The sequence below is a fragment of the Atopomonas sediminilitoris genome (assembly GCF_022601735.1).
In the GTDB taxonomy this organism is placed as follows: domain Bacteria; phylum Pseudomonadota; class Gammaproteobacteria; order Pseudomonadales; family Pseudomonadaceae; genus Atopomonas; species Atopomonas sediminilitoris.
Map to the genome: position 1 here is coordinate 93,600 of NZ_JAKUMM010000009.1, position 15,976 is coordinate 109,575.

The window sequence follows — 15,976 nt, forward strand, 5'->3', positions numbered from 1 at the left end:
AAGCGTCAGATCAGGCGTTCGGCATTGCCACATCCAGCAGTTCGGTGTTGCTGTACAAGCCCTTTTGCAGCAGAGCAAAGGCACCTTCGCGATCACCTTCGGCCACCAGCAAACGCGCGAGTTCCGCCACCGCGTGCGGCAAGCTGGCAAAGCTCAAGCTGGCCTCCAAGTACTCGCGAGCCTTGCCCCACAGCTGATTACGCAGACACAAACGCCCCAAGCACAGCAACAGCTCGGCATCTTGCGCATGGCTTTTCAGCCAGCCTTCGGCCACTTTCAATTGCTTGAGCGCGTCAGCACCGCGCACTTGGCCGTACAGCGCGACAAGGTCGCTGCGGTAGTCTTTATCGATGGCTTTGAGCAGGACTTTTTCAGCTTCTTCGCCAGCACCCAAGCGCTTGAGCTGCTGCGCGTACAAGCCCAACAGGTTGGAGTCTTCGCGACGCTTGGCCGGTAACGCCTGCCAAGCTTGGGTCAAAGGTTGCAGGCTAAGTTCACCCTCGCCTTCGCCGCTGTCGGCGGCTTCTTGCAGACGTACATGCCAAGCCTCTAGCTCCAAGGCATCCAAGTGCGCCGGCGGGAAGATGTTTTGCTTGCGCAGCTCAGGCAGCAATTGACACAACTTACTCCACTGGTCGCTGTGCTCGTACAGGTTCGCCAGTTGGCGCAGCAGCTGCGGCTGACGCGGATTGGCGCTGCGCAAAGGCTCCAGCAACGCCACCGCTTGCGCGGGCTCGCCACGCTCGGCCAACAGCTCGGCGCGAGTCAAAGCCAAGGGCAAATCGCCTTTGGGAGCCACGGCTTGCGCTTGCGTCAGCAGCGCGTCGCACTCGTCGTACTCACCCAACTCGTTGGCTGCTTGCGCGGCGCCTAAGTAAAAGGGCAAGGGCTGACGACTGCCCTCAGCCGCTTTTTTCAGATGCAGCAAGGCGCGCTGCCAGCGGCCTTCGGCCAGCTCAAGAAAACCATCCAAGCTGGCGCGCTCGATGCGCTTGTTTTTGTGATGCCGCGACCACGGGTTAAACGCACTGTTCGACAGCTTGAGCATGTCAAACAGCAGGCGTAAGCCCCACATGACGAACCACAGCACCACCAGCAGCGCGAGGAAAATCCACAAGCTCGACTCAAAGCGCACCTGCTTGTAAGACAGCAGGACATAGCCGGGGTGCTCGGTCAGCGCCCATGCCACCAAGGCAATCGGCGCGGCGATGAGCAGCAATTTGAACAGTCGAATGAGCCAACGCATTACTCAGCCTCCCCGCTCGCCGCTGGGGCAGCCGCAGCCTCCACAGGGGTCAGCAGCAAGTCTTTGCGCTCACGCTGGGCGAGGTAAAGTTGATAGGCGACGAGGGTGTCCGCAATCGACGGCAATGGCACGTCCACCGGCTGTGCGGCCAGCTCTTTGAAGCGCTCCTGCACGTTGCGCACTTCGCCGTGTTCCAGCGGGAAGTAGCGGGCGACGATCTGCTCGGCTTGCTTGAGGGCGTCTTGATACACCTTCGGATCACCGTTAAACACGCTCCACTGCGCTTGTTGCAGGGTCAGGCTGAGCGCCAGTTGCACTTGCTCCAGACTTTCACCGGCCAGAAGTGGGCGGATGCTTTCTTCAGCGGCCACGTCGATACGCACATAGGCCGACAGCTTGCTCAACCATTGCTTCCACTCAGGATCACCTTCGCGGGCACTCAACAGCGGTGGCTCAGCTTCGGCGTCGTAATCAGACGGCAACGGCTTCAAGCTGAACACGTGGTCACGCAAGGCCGACAACTGTAAGAACAGTCCGGTGCGGTCGATTTTGGGCAACATGCGCAGCGCTTCGACACTTTTGGCCAGCTGTTCACGCGCGGCGTAGGCGGCGGGGTCGTCTTGTTCGCGCAGAATGTCATCGGCGGCAATCAGCAGCGCCTGCGCGCCTTGCGCATCGCGCAGGCTGGCCAAACGCAAGCTGGCGAGACGAACCAAGTGCTCACCCTCGGCCAAGCGCCAATCTTGGCGACTGCGATCCAGCAACGTGGCCAAACGCTGATCAAATTGCTGTTGCGAGGCCTGTACCTCAGCCAGTGCGGCTTTCTGCTCGCTCAACCCGGCGGCGCTGGGCATTTGCTCAACCGCTTGCAGCAGTTTGCTTTCCAGCTCAGACAGGGCTTGCTGCTGTTGCTGTAAGCCCTGCTCGGCGGCCACTAGGGCGGGGTCTACTTTCGGCGCGTCAGCCTGTGTGCGCTGACGCTGCAACTCTTGCCAAGCGCTCCAACCACCGGCACCGGCGCCGGCTAAAGCCACGAGCAAGGCCAGCACGGCAACGCCTGAGCCTCCTGACTTGGCGCTCGCAGGCTGCGCCGCACTGGCCGCTGCCGGCTTCACCTCAGGCTTGGCGCTAGGATCGGCCACCGGCGTGCTGGCCGCTGCTGGGCTATCCGTTGCTGGGCTATCCGTTGCTGGGCCATCCGTTGCTTCGGGCTGTTGCTGCTCGGGTTTGTCGCTCACAAGTAATCCCCCTTCCTATTGTTATGCTCGGCTAGATCTTACAACGGCTCTAGCAGAGTGATTTTTTCCTCATCATCCAGCATTGGCTGGATCACCGCGACCGTGGCCAAGCGCTCGGGCGATTGCTGCCACACCTGCCAACTGGCCAGATCACGCATAGTCACCATCACCACGCGATGGCTGGGCCGTTGAATATCGGCATACGCCTCGCCAGAGATAAACCCCGGGGCATTGACCGCCGCCTGAATCACTTGGCGGATGGCCATTTCGTAGGCGCCTTCTAGGCCTTCGGCAATTTGCCGTTCAATCATTACCTTAATCATGTCTGCCTCCTACTGTACCTGCGTCACGCTTACTTTAAGTAAAGCTGATAACGCCCGGCGGTGGGGCTGGCGGCAAGCTGGCGATCAACTCGTCGCTACGTAAACCGCGCAACACCACCACATGCGGCGCGCCTAAAGCGCGCGCCTGCTCGGCCACGCGGGCGCTGGGCACCAGCAAAGGCAGGCGTAGCACTTGCGACCAATGCTCGCCGGCTATGTGCTGCAAATTATCCAGCCCGGCAGCGCTGGACAGCACAATGCCATTGATCGCCCCTGCGGCCAAATGGCTGAGAAGCTCCGCACTGCCGACGCTTGGGCAAACCCGCCGATACAGCGCGAGGCTATCCCAAGCGATGCCTTGGCTATCCAGTTGTTGGGTGAGCCAGTCACGGCCGCCCTCGCCGCGCACTATCAGCACCCGAGCATCGGGGCGCTGCAACGCGTGCTGCACCGCAGGCAACGCCCACAGCGCTTCGCTGTCGCGCCCCGCTTCAGGGCTAGCCGTGTCGAGGCCGTAGTCGTGCAGGATTTGCGCGGTGCCAGGACCTACGCAGGCCCATAGCTGAGCATGCGGGGGCTGCGGCCAATAGCGATCTACCCGCTCCAGCATCAAGCGTGCCGCGGTTTTACTCACCACGATCACCAAGCTATAGCGGGCTAACTCCAGCAGTAAGCTGCGCTCGATAGCGGTTTCTACGCTGGGCTCCAGCGCCAGCAGCGGAAAAGGCTGCGCAGCAACACCCGCCGCCGCTAACTCAGGAACTTGCGTGGCGCACTCGTTCGCAGGGCGCGTGAGCAATAAGCGCCACGAGCTCATTGATCGGCAGCGTCCGCGTACACCGCGGCGAGAATCTCGCCGGCGCCTTGCGCCAGTAGCGCTTCGGCCACTTGCACACCCAAGGCTTCTGGCGCCTGGGCGGGGCCATAAGCCTCGGCGCGCAACAAGCGCGTGCCTTGCGGCTCGCCGACCAAGCCACGCAAGTGCAGTTGTTCATTCTCAAGGGTGGCGTAGCAGGCGATCGGCACTTGGCAGCCGCCGTTTAGCCGTGTGTTGAGCGCCCGCTCGGCGCGCACACGCAGCGCTGTAGGCTCATCGTGCAACACCGCCAACAATTCATGCGCGCGGCGATCATCGACGCGGCACTCAATCCCCACCGCACCTTGGCCGCCAGCGGGCAAGCTGTCTTCGGCGCTGATCGCACTCTTAATCCGCTCAGCAAAGCCCAAGCGAATCAAGCCGGCGGCGGCGAGAATAATGGCGTCGTAGTCGCCGGCATCCAGCTTGGCCAAACGGGTATTCACGTTGCCACGCAAAAACCGGATTTGCAGATCAGGTCGGTGCGCTAGCAATTGCGCTTGGCGGCGCAAACTGGACGTGCCGACCACGCTGCCAGCCGGCAGCTGGGCCAGACTGTCGTAGGTGTTAGAGACGAACGCATCGCGCGGGTCTTCGCGCTCACAGATGCAGTACAGACCTAAGCCTTCGGGGAAATCCATCGGCACGTCTTTCATCGAGTGCACGGCGATATCGGCTTGGTTTTCCAACAGCGCGGTTTCCAGCTCTTTAACAAACAAACCTTTGCCACCGATTTTGGCCAGCGGCGCATCCAACAGCTTGTCGCCACGACTGACCATGGGCAGCAAGGTCACGGTTAAACCGGGGTGCGCTTGTTCAAGGCGGTCTTTTACATAGTTGGCCTGCCACAGCGCCAAAGCGCTTTGACGGGTAGCAATTCGCAGGGTGTTGGCGTCGGCCATGGGGCGCAGCTCCGGATCAGCTCAGATCAAAGTGCCGCGATGATAGCACGCAGTTTGCGCCTGACTTTTTGACCGAGCGCAGGGCAAACCGCGTGTTTACAGCTTCTGCATCAGCTTACGCAGGCCCGCCACGTGGCGGCGGCTGACGGTGAGGGTTTCATCGCCCAAACCACGCAAGTGCAGTTGGAAATGTCCCATCGGCGTACGCTGCAAGCGCTCGATACGCTCGCGCACCACCAAGGCATTGCGGTGTATGCGCACCAGCTGGTCGCCGAACTCGTCTTCTAAGGCTTTGAGCGGCTCATCCAGCAGCACTTCGCCGCCTTCGTGGCGCAAGGTCACGTATTTGTGATCGGCCATGAAGTACAGCACTTGCTCCAGCGGGATCAGCTCGATGCCTTTGCGGGTGCGTGCGCTGATATGGCTGCGCGCCGTGGCATGGCCGCTGTCGTCTTCAACCGGCTTGGTCAAACTGGCCAATTGTACGCGGTTGGGGCGCTCGGCTTTTTTCAGCGCTTCGCTCAGTTGCTCGGCCCGCACGGGTTTAACCAAGTAGCCAACGGCACTGACCTGAAACGCCTCCAGAGCGAACTCATCGTGGGCGGTGCAAAAGATCACCGCCGGTGGCGCATCCAGCTCGCACAGTTTGGCCGCCACTTGCAGGCCATCAAGGCCCGGCATGCGGATATCCAGCAAGACGATATCCGGCCGCAAGCGCTCAACCAGCGTCAGCGCCTCTTCGCCATTGGTGGCCATGGGTTCCAATACACGGTACCCATTGATTTGCCCAACTAAGCGGGCCAAGCGCTCACGCGCTAGTGGTTCATCATCAACAATCAGGACATTCATACTGCTCAGGCTTCCGGCATGAGTCTGGAACAAGGATAGCTCAGCGTAGCAATGTAGCGACCCGCGCGGCGCTGTGCCGAGATTGCGGCCTCGCTGCCGAATAGCACTTTTAGGCGCGCTTGAATGTTCTCCAGCGCCAAATGCGTGCCGGTGGACTCCACCACCTCGTGCTCTGCGCACGGATTGCTTACTTCCAGTCGTAGCAGCTGACCGTCCCATGCGCCAGTCACGACCACCTCACCGCCTTCAATTCGCGGCTGAATGCCATAGATCAGCGCGTTCTCCAGCAACGGCTGCAAACTTAGCTGTGGAATCGGCAGATCATCGGGGATCGCCGCCACATCCCAGCACATTTGCAGACGATCACCCAAACGGTAGTGCTCGATCGATAAATAGCGCTGGCACAAATCCAACTCTTCTCGCCAACGCACCAGCGTGCCGGGGGTGGCGAGACTGGCTCGAAATAAATCGGATAAATCCAACACCGCCTGCTCGGCTTTATCGGCATCGACAGCCACCAAGCTGGCAATACTGTTGAGGCTATTGAACAAGAAGTGCGGCCGAATGCGCGCTTGCAGCGATTGAATCCGCGCGCGCAATTCTGCCTGTTGCTGAATACGCCACTGCGATTGCAGCCAGAAATAGCGCAACACCAGGGTCGACATGATCAAGCTGATCAAGCCATTGCGCAGATAGCGAAGATTGCCTTCGCTGTCCGGCAGCACCACAAATAAACGCAGGGTTTCGGCGGCCAAAGTGCACATCAGGGTGAGCACCACCACCAAGGCCACGCACATCAGCGCGGCCGTGCGGGCGTCCAACCGCGCCAAACGTGGGCGCAAGGCGCACAGCAAAGCAGCTGAAAGCAGCACGTTCCACTGCACAAACAGCGATGTCAGCGCGAGGCGCACCCAGTCAAAACCCGCCTCCATCGGTTCAGCCAGTACCAGCACTAACACCAGCAGCTCGGCCATCACCACCAAGGTGAACACCGCCTCACTGGTGCACAGTGACGGCACAAAAAAATCATCTTCTTCGCTAAAAAAAGGGCTGCGCTGGTTGTTTGCACCCGCGTCCTGAGAGGCCATGCTGATTCCTTGCTGTGACAATGGCGAGCGCCGTGGCGGGCACAATACTCGCCGCTATGTCTCAAACAAACTAGCAGGCCAGCAAGCCATACAGGCTATGCGGGCAAAAAAAGGCCCTGAAATGCTATGATCTGCGCACTTTTCGCCAGCAGATCTCTAGGTCCGTCATGAGCCAAACACCTACCAACCAGTCCTGGGGCGGCCGTTTCAGCGAGCCCGTCGATGCCTTTGTCGCCCGTTTTACCGCCTCGGTCGAGTTCGACAAGCGCCTGTACAAGCACGACATTCAAGGCTCTATCGCCCACGCCACCATGCTGGCCAAGGTCGGCGTGCTCAGCGATGCCGAGCGCGACAGCATCATTGACGGTCTGACGGCCATTCGCAGCGATATCGAAGCCGGCCAATTTGACTGGCGCGTTGATCTTGAAGACGTGCACATGAACATCGAAGCCAAGCTCACCGAGCGCGTCGGCATCGTTGGCAAAAAACTGCACACTGGGCGCAGCCGGAATGACCAAGTAGCGACCGATATTCGCCTGTGGCTGCGTGAAGAAATCGACGTCATCCTCGGTGAAATCACCCGCTTGCAGCAGGGTTTGCTGGAGCAGGCCGAGCGCCACGCTGAGGTCATCATGCCCGGCTTCACCCATCTGCAAACCGCGCAGCCGGTCAGCTTTGGCCACCACCTGCTGGCTTGGTTTGAAATGCTCAGTCGCGACTACGAGCGCCTTGTTGACTGCCGTAAGCGCACCAACCGCATGCCGCTGGGCTCGGCGGCGCTGGCGGGCACCACCTACCCGATCGACCGCAGCGTGACCTGTGAGCTGCTCGGCTTTGAAGCCATCAGCGGCAACTCGCTGGACGGCGTCTCCGATCGCGACTTCGCCATCGAATTCTGCGCCGCCGCCAGTTTGGCGATGATGCACCTGTCGCGCTTCTCCGAAGAGCTGGTGCTGTGGACCAGCGCGCAGTTCAATTTTATCGACTTGCCCGACCGCTTCTGCACCGGCTCGTCGATCATGCCGCAAAAGAAAAACCCCGACGTACCCGAGCTGGTCCGCGGCAAAAGCGGCCGCGTGTACGGCCACCTGATGGGCCTGCTGACCCTGATGAAAAGCCAGCCACTGGCTTACAACAAAGACAACCAAGAAGACAAAGAGCCTCTGTTCGACGCCGTCGACACCCTGCGTGACAGCCTACGCGCCTTTGCCGACATGATTCCGGCGATCCAGCCTAAAGTCGCGGTCATGCGCGAGGCCGCACTGCGCGGCTTCTCCACCGCCACCGATCTGGCTGACTATTTAGTGCGCAAGGGTCTGCCCTTCCGCGACTGTCACGAGATCGTCGGCAAAGCGGTGAAGTACGGCGTCGACCAGAGCAAAGACTTGGCCGAAATGAGCTTGGAAGAACTCCGCCAGTTCAGCGACCAGATCACTGACGACGTGTTCGCCGTGTTGACCCTTGAAGGTTCGGTCAACGCGCGTGACCACATCGGCGGCACCGCTCCCAAGCAAGTGCGCGCCGCCGTTGGCCGTGGCCGCGAGCTGCTCGCTCAACGCTAAGCGCTTGCCTCAGCTGAACACGCCAACGTCTATGCTGATCTCTCAGCCAAGGAGAACCCTCTATGCGTTGGCGCAAAGCTCGCTCCAGTGACAATGTGATCGACGCGCGCGGCCGTGGTGGCCGGCGCGTCGGCGGCAAGCTCAGCCTCGGCGGTGTGGCGGTCGTGGTGGTGGTTGGCTTGCTGATGGGTGAAGACCCGATGCAGATTCTCGGCAAGCTCGCCGGCCAAGCGCTGACGCAACAAAGCGCGCCTGTAGGCCCGGTGACCGGCAATGCCGAAGACGTAGCCTTCGTTAAAGCCATCTTGGGCGACACCGAAGACACCTGGGGCCAGCTATTTAGCGCCAGCGGCCAACGCTACCCCGAACCCAAACTGGTGTTGTTCTCCGGCCAAGTGCAATCGGCCTGTGGCTTTGCCAGCGCAGCGGTTGGGCCGTTTTATTGCCCAGGCGATCGACGGGTGTATTTGGATTTGCAGTTCTTCTCCGAGATGGCCACCCGCTTTCGCGCCGCCGGCGACTTCGCTCAGGCCTATGTCATCGCGCACGAAGTGGGCCATCACGTACAAACCGTGCTGGGCATCTCCAGCAAGGTGCAACAAGCTCGGCAACGTGGCCAGCGCGTCGAAGGAGACAACGGCTTACTGGTACGCCAAGAACTCCAAGCCGATTGCTTCGCCGGCGTGTGGGCCCACCACGCCCAAGCACGCCACCAATGGCTGGAGCCCGGCGACGTAGAAGAGGCGCTCAACGCCGCCAACGCCATCGGCGACGACACCCTGCAACGCCAAGCCCAAGGCCGCGTGGTACCGGATGCCTTCACTCACGGCAGCGCCGAACAACGCATGCGCTGGTTCCAAAACGGCTTTACCCACGGCCAGCCGAGCCAATGCGACACGTTTGCTGTCAGTCGCCTTTAATCGCCCGACAACTTGCACCCCAACCTCACTCTGCTAAACCTGATTGATAGGTCTTACGGCGTGCAGTAAGCCCTAACTCATCTGGATGGAGCGTCACCGTGACCTGTTGATACTCATTCATCAGGATGCACGCATGAACTTTCAAAGCCTAAAAGTGCGGCTCAGCGTTTACATCATTACGCTCGTTACCGTGCTCTTGCTGGGGTTTGCCTACTACGGCTATCACAACACGCAAGTCACGCGCAGCGAGCAAATATCCGCATCGATCGCGCGACTCAGTAAGCGTCTGCAACTATCGCTCCCGGCGCCGTTGTGGAATTACGAAAAAGGCTTTGTCGAGGCCGCCATTCGCGCGGAGATGCACGACCCCAGCGTTGACACCCTGATCATCAGCAACGACGGCAAGTTAATTGCCGGCTTTGCCAAAGACGATGACGGCACGATCCGCACCGTGCAGGAGATGCCTAAATCTTTAGACAACCCGCGCACCATTAAGCTGATTTACGAAGACGGTGACGAAAAAAACACCGTAGGCCAAGCCGACATCGTGATCAGCGATGCCTTGCTCAAAAGCGAACTGCAAAGCCTGCTAATCCGCTCTTTAGTGCAAACACTGCTGTTGGACGGCGTGATCATTTTCATCTTGATGAGCCTGATGCATTCCAACGTGCTTAAGCCGCTGTATCACATGAACAGCGCTCTGAGCGAGCTGGCCCAAGGCGGCGGCGACCTCACCCATCGGCTGCGCATCAAGCGCTTAGATGAGGTCGGCACGTTAGGCGCCAGCACCAATCAATTCATTGAAAAGCTGCAGCAGATCATCAGCGAAATCAAAGCGCTCTCCAGCCAAGTACGCGACAGCGCCAGCAGCAGCCAAACCCACAGCAAAGCCAACGCCAAAGGAATCGACGCCCAACAGCAAGAGCTGGATCAAGTTGCCACCGCGGTGACGCAGATGACCAGCGCGGTGGAGGAAGTTGCCCGCAACGCCACGCAAACCGCGCAAGTCACCGACGAAGCCAGCACCTTTGTCACCCGCGCCTCGCAGGTATCCAGCAATGCCAATCAAGCCATAGGCAAACTGGTCGGCGACATTCAGCAGGTTGCCAAGCTCACCGCGTCGTTGGCCGAAGAAAGCAATGAAATCGACAAGGTGATTGAGGTTATCAACGCAATCGCCGAGCAAACCAATCTGCTGGCACTCAATGCCGCGATCGAGGCCGCCCGCGCCGGCGAGATGGGCCGTGGCTTTGCCGTGGTCGCCGACGAAGTTCGTGTGCTGGCCAGCCGTACGCGCAACTCCACCGAAGAAATTCGCACCATCATTGGCCGCCTGCAGGACGCCACCGGCAAGGTCGTCACCGCCATGGACCAGAGCTGCCAATACGCCAGCGACGTGGGCCGTGAGTCCGAAGATGTGCAGCACTCGGTGAGCAACATCAACGAAAAGATGAGCAAAGTGCGCGAGATGAACATCTACATCGCGCAAGCCGCCGAAGAGCAACACAGCGTGGCGGAAAGCATCAACAAGAGCGTCACCCGCATTGCCCAACTCAACCACGACAACACCCAGAGCATCGGCGTCGGCCAGCAGGAGATCAGCAAGCTGAGCCAGCTCTCGATGCAGCTCGACCGTCTCATCGACCGCTTCAACGTCTAGGAGTGCTCATGCAACCGTTACGCTTTGCCATACCGTTTGCTGTTGTTGCCGTTTGCGCCTTCAGCACGACCACTGTTGCCGACAACTTTCAGCTCAACAGTCTCGATTGGCCGCCCTACACCGGGGCCAAGCTGGCTGAACAAGGCTCCTCGGCCAAGGCCGTCAAAGAGATTTACGCCAGCGCAGGACACAACGTCAGCATCAAGATCTTGCCTTGGCAGCGTGCGGTCGATACCGCCAAGTCTGACCCCAACATCGTTGGCTATTTTCCCGAGTACCACGACACCAGCCTCGACTGCGTGTTCTCCGACCCGATCGGCACCGGCCCGCTGGGCTTTGCGCAAAACAGCAGCAAACCCATCGCGTGGCAGAGTCTTGATGACCTCAAGGGCCTGCGCATCGGCGTGGTGGCCGGCTACGTGAATACGACCGAGTTTGATCAGCGCGTCAGCACAGGTCAGCTCAGTGCCGACGCGACCCAAAGCGATGAGCAAAACCTGATCAAACTGGCCAATGGCCGCCTCGATCTTGCGGTTATCGACCGCAATGTCATGGCCTACCTCATCGACAACTCGCCCAAGCTGGCCAGCCTCAAGGACAAGCTCCAATTCAACGACACCCTGTTGGAAGACAAAACCTTGCACATCTGTTTCACCCAAGACGCCAGTGGCCAAGCCGCAGCCGAGCTGTTCAAACAGGCCCAGTCGAACTAATTCATGGAGCACCGCAATGAACCTTAAACACCACTTAGCTGCCGCCTTCCTTCTTCTTTGTGCCAGCTTTGCGCAGGCCGACACGGTAACCGCCGCTGGCGACCCATGGCCGCCCTTTTTAGACCCCGAACACGCCAAACAAGGCGTGGCGGTTGAGATCGTCGCCGCTGCTTTAGCCAGTCAGGGGCATACCTTAAAGTTCAGCTTCATGCCGTGGCAGCGTGCGTTGGATGGGGTTAAAGAAGGCTCCATCGACATTCTGGTCGGCGCCTGGCACACGCAAGAGCGCGAAGCGTATTTGCTGTTCGGTGAGTCGTACTTATCCAACGATTTGAAATTCATCAAACGCAAGGACGATACCTTCGCCTATACCGGCATCGACAGCTTGAAGGGCAAAACCATCGGCACCGTGCGCGGCTATGGCTACGGTGATGCCTTTGAAAAGGCCAATAACTTCAAGAAACAAGAAGCCGCCGAGCTCATGCCCAGCATCCTTAAGCTGGTCGGCGGACGGATCGACCTGACCCTTGAAGACGAAGTGGTCGCACGCAGCTTGATCAGCAAAACCCAGCCTGATGCCTTGGACAAACTGGCCTTTGTTGACCCACCCTTGTCGAGCAACCCATTACACATTGCCGCTGGGCAGAAAAACGCCAATAAAGCCAAAATTATTGAGGCCTTTAATAAGGGCTTGGCCGAGATCAAAGGCAACGGCACGTTGGATGAGATTCTCAGCCGCAATGGGCTTAAGTAACGCCTGAACCCCTCGTTTTAACCGAGCGCAGAACATGCCCTGCCCACACCGTGAGCAGGGCATGTTCGTAATCCGGCGCTGATTAGGGTCGCTCGCCGCGTGCTAGCCGCTGTTGAATGTCATCTAACACGGCGTCGAGTTCGGCCACGCTGGCAATCACGTAGTGCGCGCCGGCGGCGAACAAGCTGTCGCGCGCGGGTTGCTGCACCGTCTCTTGCTCGGCAGCACTCAGGGCGAGCCACTGCGCATAGGTGAGCCCGACAGCATTGCCCGAAGCCGCCAAACCGACGGTCCACATGCCCGCAGCCAAGCCTTCGGCAATGCCGGGCACGGTGTCGTCGACCTTGACGCAAGCACTGACGTCGCTCACGGCTAAGCGCTGCACATTCTCCAGCGCCATCCACGGGCCGGGGCGGCCGCCGGCGGGTAAGTCATCGGTGGCGATGGCAATATCCGGCGCAATACCGGCCGCGTGGGCGTGCGGCAACAAGGCCTCCATCACCACGCGCGGGTAGCCCGAGCAGGAGCCGATCTTCAAACCCCGTGCCCGCAGTTGCGCCAAGCATTCGCGCGCGCCGGCAATCGGTGCGGAGTAATCGGCCACGCGCTGCACTTGCAACGGCATAAACGCGTGATACAGGCGATCCACATCGGCATCGGTCATGGCGCTGCCAAACCGCGCTTGCCAGCGCTCAGCCACCGCACTTTGCCGGCCCAGCGCTTGAATATGATCCCACTTGGCCAAGCCCATCGGTGCGCGGGCTTCGACCATCGAAATCGAGATGCCTTGTTCGGCAAACACATCGATCAGCACTTGCGTGGGGGCGAACGAGCCGAAGTCCACCAAGGTGCCGGCCCAGTCAAAGATCACCGCTTGCAGCGGGCCGCAGTAACGGCGTTGGTAACGGTACATAGTCAGTGCTCCTGTGCGGGCGGTTGCCAGCCCATATCCGTCAAGGCCGCCGCCAAGGCGGCTAACGCTTGCTCAATGTCGTGGCGCTGAATCGCGCCAATACAGCCAATACGGAAGGTTTCCACGCGGGTCAGCTTGCCCGGATAGAGGATGAAGCCGCGCGCGCGCACCGCTTGATACAGGCGGGTAAAGTCGTAATCGGCCAGCTTAGGCGCGTGTACTGTGATGATGATCGGCGCTTGCCGATCCGCTAGCAGGTAGCTGGTGAGGCCTAACCGGGCTAAGCCTTGGAGCAAGGTATTGGCGTTGTCTTGATAACGCGCCAGCCGTGCCGGCTGCCCGCCTTCGGCGATAAAGCTATCCAACGCGCTGCGCAGCGCCGCCAGCACATGCGTGGGCGGTGTGTAACGCCACTGCCCAGTGCGCGCCATGTAGGCGTGTTGGTCGTACAAATCCAGCGCCAGCGAGTGGCTGTTGCCTTGCGCATTGGCTAACGCTTGACGCTCGACCAGCACAAAGCCCATGCCCGGCACCCCCTCTAAACATTTGTTAGCCGAGGCAATCAATGCGCTAAACGGCAGGCTGCGCGCATCCACCGGCAAGGCTGCGAACGCGCTCATACTGTCGATGATCAAGCCACGGCCGGCGGCAGCGGTCACCGCCGCCAGCTCCGCCAGTGGATTGAGCAAGCCGGTGCTGGTCTCGCAATGAATCACCCCCACGTGACTCACTTCGGGGTGTGCCGCCAAGTAGCTGGCCAAGTGTGCAGGGTCGGCGGCTTGATCGTCGGCAAAGGCCAGCGTCTGCACTGCGCGGCCCATCACTTCGGCAATCTGCGCCATGCGCTGGCCGTAGGCGCCATTGCTCAGCACCAACAGCGTGCCATCGCGTGGCAGCAAGGTGCCGATGGCGGCCTCCACGGCGAAGGTGCCCGAGCCTTGCAAGGGCACACACACATGGCTGTCTTGCGCCTGCGCGATGGCTAACAAGTCAGCACACACGCTGGCGGTCATCTGGTTAAAGCGCTCATCCCACGAGCCCCAATCGCGCAGCATGGCGCTTTTGGTGGTTAGGGTAGTGGTCAAAGGGCCTGGGGTGAGCAGGATTGGTTCTCGCATAACACTCTCGCTAGGGCTTAACGCCCGTTATTCGGCGGCGGCACGGCGGCGCGGCAGAGGTTGATCGAGCCAGCGCTGCGGCCAATGGCGCGCGCTGGCCAGTGCCGCCAGCTGGGGATTGGGGTTGGTGGCTACCGGCTGGCTGACCCACTCCAACAGAGGCAGATCGTTGTGGGAGTCGCTGTAAAACGTGCTGTCAGCAACGCTAAACGGCTGCTGCGCTAGCCACCGCTCTAGACAGTGCACCTTGCCCACGCCATAGGTCGGCTCGCCGGCACCTTGGCCGGTAAAACAGCCGTCGCGCTGCTCGCACGGCACACCAAACGTGTTGCTAGGACTAAAACCCAATGCCCGACCGATGGGAGCGACTAAAAAGTCTTCACTGGCTGAAATCAGCAGCAGCTGATCGCCGGCCATGCGATGTTCGGCCAGCAAGTCCCACGTATCGCGATACAAACGCGGCACGATGTGCTCTTGCACGAACAAGCCGACCTCCATCTGCACTTCGCGCACGCAGCGGCCTTGCAGCGGGGCGAGGGTCAGCGCCAAGTAGGCTTGCATATCCAGCCCACGCTCTTGGTAGTCGGCCATGAGCGCCTGATGGGCTTGGGCAAAGGCGACCGGCTCGACCCAGCCCAAGCGCTGCATGTGCTCACCCCACAGTTGCGAGCAATCGCCCTCCAACAAGGTGTGGTCGAGATCAAAAATGGCCAAATTGGCGCGCGGCATGAAGGCTCCTAGGGCAACAAAAACATGGCACGCAGTATCAGCAGCCGCGCTGGCCTAGCCCAGACAGCCCCCCTAAGCCATAGGCCAAGTTTTGCTTAACCCTTGTCATCGGCCTGTCATCTGCCTGCCGTTTACTGCCCTCACCCCAGCCGCCGCCAAGGTATAAGCACAGCATGGCCAGCCTGCCGCCGTTAAATGCGCTCCGCGCCTTTGAAACCTCTGCCCGCTTGGGCAGCTTCACCCGTGCCGCCGAGGAGCTGCATGTCACGCAGGCGGCTGTTAGCCAACAGGTCAAGCAGCTGGAGCGCCACCTCAACTGCCAACTGTTTGTGCGCGAGGCCAAGGGGCTGCGCCTGACCGACATCGGCCGCAGCTATTTGCCGCCGTTAACGCAGGCGTTTCATAACTTGCACAGCAGCACCGAGGAGCTATTCGGCGAGCGCAGCCGGACGCAGCTGTCGGTCAAAGTCTCCAACTCCTTCGCCGAGCATTTTTTAGCCCCGCGCTTGCACCGTTTTTTGGCCGAATACCCGCGTTTTCGCCTGCGAATCAGCTCATCGGCGTGGACAGTGTTTGAAGACGACAGCAACGCCGATATTGAGATTTGCAATGGCTACGGCGACTGGAGTAATCGCCACGTCGAGCGCTTAACCACTGAGCACTGGGTCGTGGTGTGCAGTGCGCAAACCTTAGAGCGCCACGGCGCGCCGGCCTCCGCGCGCGAGCTGTGCGACTGGCCGATGATCAGCGTATTGGGCTACCGCGAAGGCTGGCACCAGTGGTTGGCCTGCCAGCAAATTGAACGACTCGCCCCGCCGCCCGCGCTGGAGTTCGACACCACCACACTGGCCATGCAGGCCGTGCAGCAATGCGATGGCGTGCTACTGACGCGCAACTTCCTGGTGGAAGACGCCCTGCGCCAAGGCACGCTCGTTCGCCCCCACGCCGGCGTGATGGCCACTCGCGGCGGGCATTACTTAGTCTGCCAACGCGGTGATCAGCGTCCCAAAGTGCTGGCCTTCTGCGATTGGCTCAAGCGCGAGGTACGCCACCACGGCGCCGGCCTGCGCCGGCTCGACAGCGCGGTGGTCTAGCCCAAGAGAGC

At 60.4% G+C, this 15,976-nt stretch carries 16 protein-coding genes; 6 read left to right on the plus strand and 10 right to left on the minus strand.

Annotated elements, in window-relative coordinates; translation table 11 throughout:
- Positions 1-10: 10 nt before the first annotated feature.
- From MKI83_RS14615 to MKI83_RS14645, 7 genes are all read right to left on the minus strand, one after another.
- Positions 11-1,246 (minus strand): heme biosynthesis HemY N-terminal domain-containing protein, encoded by a 1,236-nt coding sequence (locus tag MKI83_RS14615; RefSeq protein ID WP_241587842.1) that lies wholly within the window; start codon positions 1,244-1,246, stop codon positions 11-13.
- On the minus strand, positions 1,246-2,484 hold the full coding sequence (locus tag MKI83_RS14620) for a uroporphyrinogen-III C-methyltransferase (RefSeq protein ID WP_241587845.1): 1,239 nt from the start codon (positions 2,482-2,484) through the stop codon (positions 1,246-1,248). The genes MKI83_RS14615 and MKI83_RS14620 overlap by 1 nt, the downstream gene beginning before the upstream one ends.
- A gap of 38 nt (positions 2,485-2,522) precedes the next feature.
- Positions 2,523-2,807: an antibiotic biosynthesis monooxygenase family protein gene (locus MKI83_RS14625; RefSeq protein WP_241587848.1), complete on the minus strand. Its 285-nt coding sequence runs from the start codon at positions 2,805-2,807 to the stop codon at positions 2,523-2,525.
- Positions 2,808-2,841: 34 nt separating this feature from the next.
- Positions 2,842-3,624 (minus strand): uroporphyrinogen-III synthase, encoded by a 783-nt coding sequence (locus MKI83_RS14630; protein ID WP_241587851.1) that lies wholly within the window; start codon positions 3,622-3,624, stop codon positions 2,842-2,844.
- Positions 3,621-4,565 (minus strand): hydroxymethylbilane synthase, encoded by a 945-nt coding sequence (gene hemC, locus MKI83_RS14635; RefSeq protein ID WP_241587854.1) that lies wholly within the window; start codon positions 4,563-4,565, stop codon positions 3,621-3,623. The genes MKI83_RS14630 and hemC overlap by 4 nt, the downstream gene beginning before the upstream one ends.
- Before the next feature lie 96 nt (positions 4,566-4,661).
- The gene (locus MKI83_RS14640) at positions 4,662-5,414 is read right to left on the minus strand and encodes a LytR/AlgR family response regulator transcription factor (RefSeq protein ID WP_241587857.1); all 753 of its coding nucleotides are present in this window, start codon (positions 5,412-5,414) and stop codon (positions 4,662-4,664) included.
- A gap of 5 nt (positions 5,415-5,419) precedes the next feature.
- Positions 5,420-6,502 (minus strand): sensor histidine kinase, encoded by a 1,083-nt coding sequence (locus MKI83_RS14645; RefSeq protein ID WP_241587859.1) that lies wholly within the window; start codon positions 6,500-6,502, stop codon positions 5,420-5,422.
- A 167-nt stretch (positions 6,503-6,669) separates the two neighbouring features.
- Here MKI83_RS14645 and argH point away from each other — a divergent pair, with 167 nt between their 5' ends.
- From argH to MKI83_RS14670, 5 genes are all read left to right on the plus strand, one after another.
- Complete coding sequence (gene argH / locus MKI83_RS14650; protein WP_241587862.1) at positions 6,670-8,064, plus strand: argininosuccinate lyase; 1,395 nt, start codon at positions 6,670-6,672, stop codon at positions 8,062-8,064.
- Between the two features lie 62 nt (positions 8,065-8,126).
- On the plus strand, positions 8,127-8,984 hold the full coding sequence (ypfJ, locus tag MKI83_RS14655; protein ID WP_241587865.1) for a KPN_02809 family neutral zinc metallopeptidase: 858 nt from the start codon (positions 8,127-8,129) through the stop codon (positions 8,982-8,984).
- Between the two features lie 133 nt (positions 8,985-9,117).
- Positions 9,118-10,644 carry a methyl-accepting chemotaxis protein gene (locus MKI83_RS14660; protein ID WP_241587868.1) on the plus strand — a complete coding sequence of 509 codons (1,527 nt, stop codon included), beginning with the start codon at positions 9,118-9,120 and terminating at the stop codon, positions 10,642-10,644.
- An 8-nt stretch (positions 10,645-10,652) separates the two neighbouring features.
- Positions 10,653-11,357 (plus strand): substrate-binding periplasmic protein, encoded by a 705-nt coding sequence (locus MKI83_RS14665; RefSeq protein ID WP_241587870.1) that lies wholly within the window; start codon positions 10,653-10,655, stop codon positions 11,355-11,357.
- Between the two features lie 16 nt (positions 11,358-11,373).
- Positions 11,374-12,111 (plus strand): substrate-binding periplasmic protein, encoded by a 738-nt coding sequence (locus tag MKI83_RS14670; RefSeq protein WP_241587873.1) that lies wholly within the window; start codon positions 11,374-11,376, stop codon positions 12,109-12,111.
- An 82-nt stretch (positions 12,112-12,193) separates the two neighbouring features.
- Here MKI83_RS14670 and phnX read toward each other — a convergent pair whose 3' ends face one another.
- From phnX to MKI83_RS14685, 3 genes are read right to left on the minus strand one after another with little or no spacing between them, the layout of a single operon-like run.
- Positions 12,194-13,024, minus strand: coding sequence for a phosphonoacetaldehyde hydrolase (gene phnX, locus MKI83_RS14675; protein ID WP_241587876.1), 831 nt, complete (start codon positions 13,022-13,024; stop codon positions 12,194-12,196).
- Between the two features lie 2 nt (positions 13,025-13,026).
- Entirely contained in the window at positions 13,027-14,142 is a 1,116-nt protein-coding gene (locus MKI83_RS14680) for a 2-aminoethylphosphonate--pyruvate transaminase (protein ID WP_241587879.1), read from the minus strand.
- A gap of 27 nt (positions 14,143-14,169) precedes the next feature.
- Entirely contained in the window at positions 14,170-14,871 is a 702-nt protein-coding gene (locus MKI83_RS14685) for an HAD family hydrolase (RefSeq protein WP_241587882.1), read from the minus strand.
- A gap of 173 nt (positions 14,872-15,044) precedes the next feature.
- Here MKI83_RS14685 and MKI83_RS14690 point away from each other — a divergent pair, with 173 nt between their 5' ends.
- Positions 15,045-15,965: a LysR substrate-binding domain-containing protein gene (locus MKI83_RS14690; protein WP_241587884.1), complete on the plus strand. Its 921-nt coding sequence runs from the start codon at positions 15,045-15,047 to the stop codon at positions 15,963-15,965.
- The last annotated feature ends 11 nt before the right edge of the window (positions 15,966-15,976 follow it).

Excerpts from the sequence above, each read along its gene's own strand:
- MKI83_RS14615 (WP_241587842.1), bottom strand. The coding sequence starts at position 1,246 with ATGCGTTGGCTCATTCGACTGTTCAAATTGCTGCTCATCGCCGCGCCG.
- MKI83_RS14625 (WP_241587848.1), bottom strand. The coding sequence starts at position 2,807 with ATGATTAAGGTAATGATTGAACGGCAAATTGCCGAAGGCCTAGAAGGC.
- MKI83_RS14630 (WP_241587851.1), bottom strand. The coding sequence starts at position 3,624 with ATGAGCTCGTGGCGCTTATTGCTCACGCGCCCTGCGAACGAGTGCGCC.
- hemC (WP_241587854.1), bottom strand. The coding sequence starts at position 4,565 with ATGGCCGACGCCAACACCCTGCGAATTGCTACCCGTCAAAGCGCTTTG.
- MKI83_RS14640 (WP_241587857.1), bottom strand. The coding sequence starts at position 5,414 with ATGAATGTCCTGATTGTTGATGATGAACCACTAGCGCGTGAGCGCTTG.
- MKI83_RS14645 (WP_241587859.1), bottom strand. The coding sequence starts at position 6,502 with ATGGCCTCTCAGGACGCGGGTGCAAACAACCAGCGCAGCCCTTTTTTT.
- argH (WP_241587862.1), top strand. The coding sequence starts at position 6,670 with ATGAGCCAAACACCTACCAACCAGTCCTGGGGCGGCCGTTTCAGCGAG.
- ypfJ (WP_241587865.1), top strand. The coding sequence starts at position 8,127 with ATGCGTTGGCGCAAAGCTCGCTCCAGTGACAATGTGATCGACGCGCGC.
- MKI83_RS14660 (WP_241587868.1), top strand. The coding sequence starts at position 9,118 with ATGAACTTTCAAAGCCTAAAAGTGCGGCTCAGCGTTTACATCATTACG.
- MKI83_RS14665 (WP_241587870.1), top strand. The coding sequence starts at position 10,653 with ATGCAACCGTTACGCTTTGCCATACCGTTTGCTGTTGTTGCCGTTTGC.
- MKI83_RS14670 (WP_241587873.1), top strand. The coding sequence starts at position 11,374 with ATGAACCTTAAACACCACTTAGCTGCCGCCTTCCTTCTTCTTTGTGCC.
- phnX (WP_241587876.1), bottom strand. The coding sequence starts at position 13,024 with ATGTACCGTTACCAACGCCGTTACTGCGGCCCGCTGCAAGCGGTGATC.
- MKI83_RS14680 (WP_241587879.1), bottom strand. The coding sequence starts at position 14,142 with ATGCGAGAACCAATCCTGCTCACCCCAGGCCCTTTGACCACTACCCTA.
- MKI83_RS14685 (WP_241587882.1), bottom strand. The coding sequence starts at position 14,871 with ATGCCGCGCGCCAATTTGGCCATTTTTGATCTCGACCACACCTTGTTG.
- MKI83_RS14690 (WP_241587884.1), top strand. The coding sequence starts at position 15,045 with ATGGCCAGCCTGCCGCCGTTAAATGCGCTCCGCGCCTTTGAAACCTCT.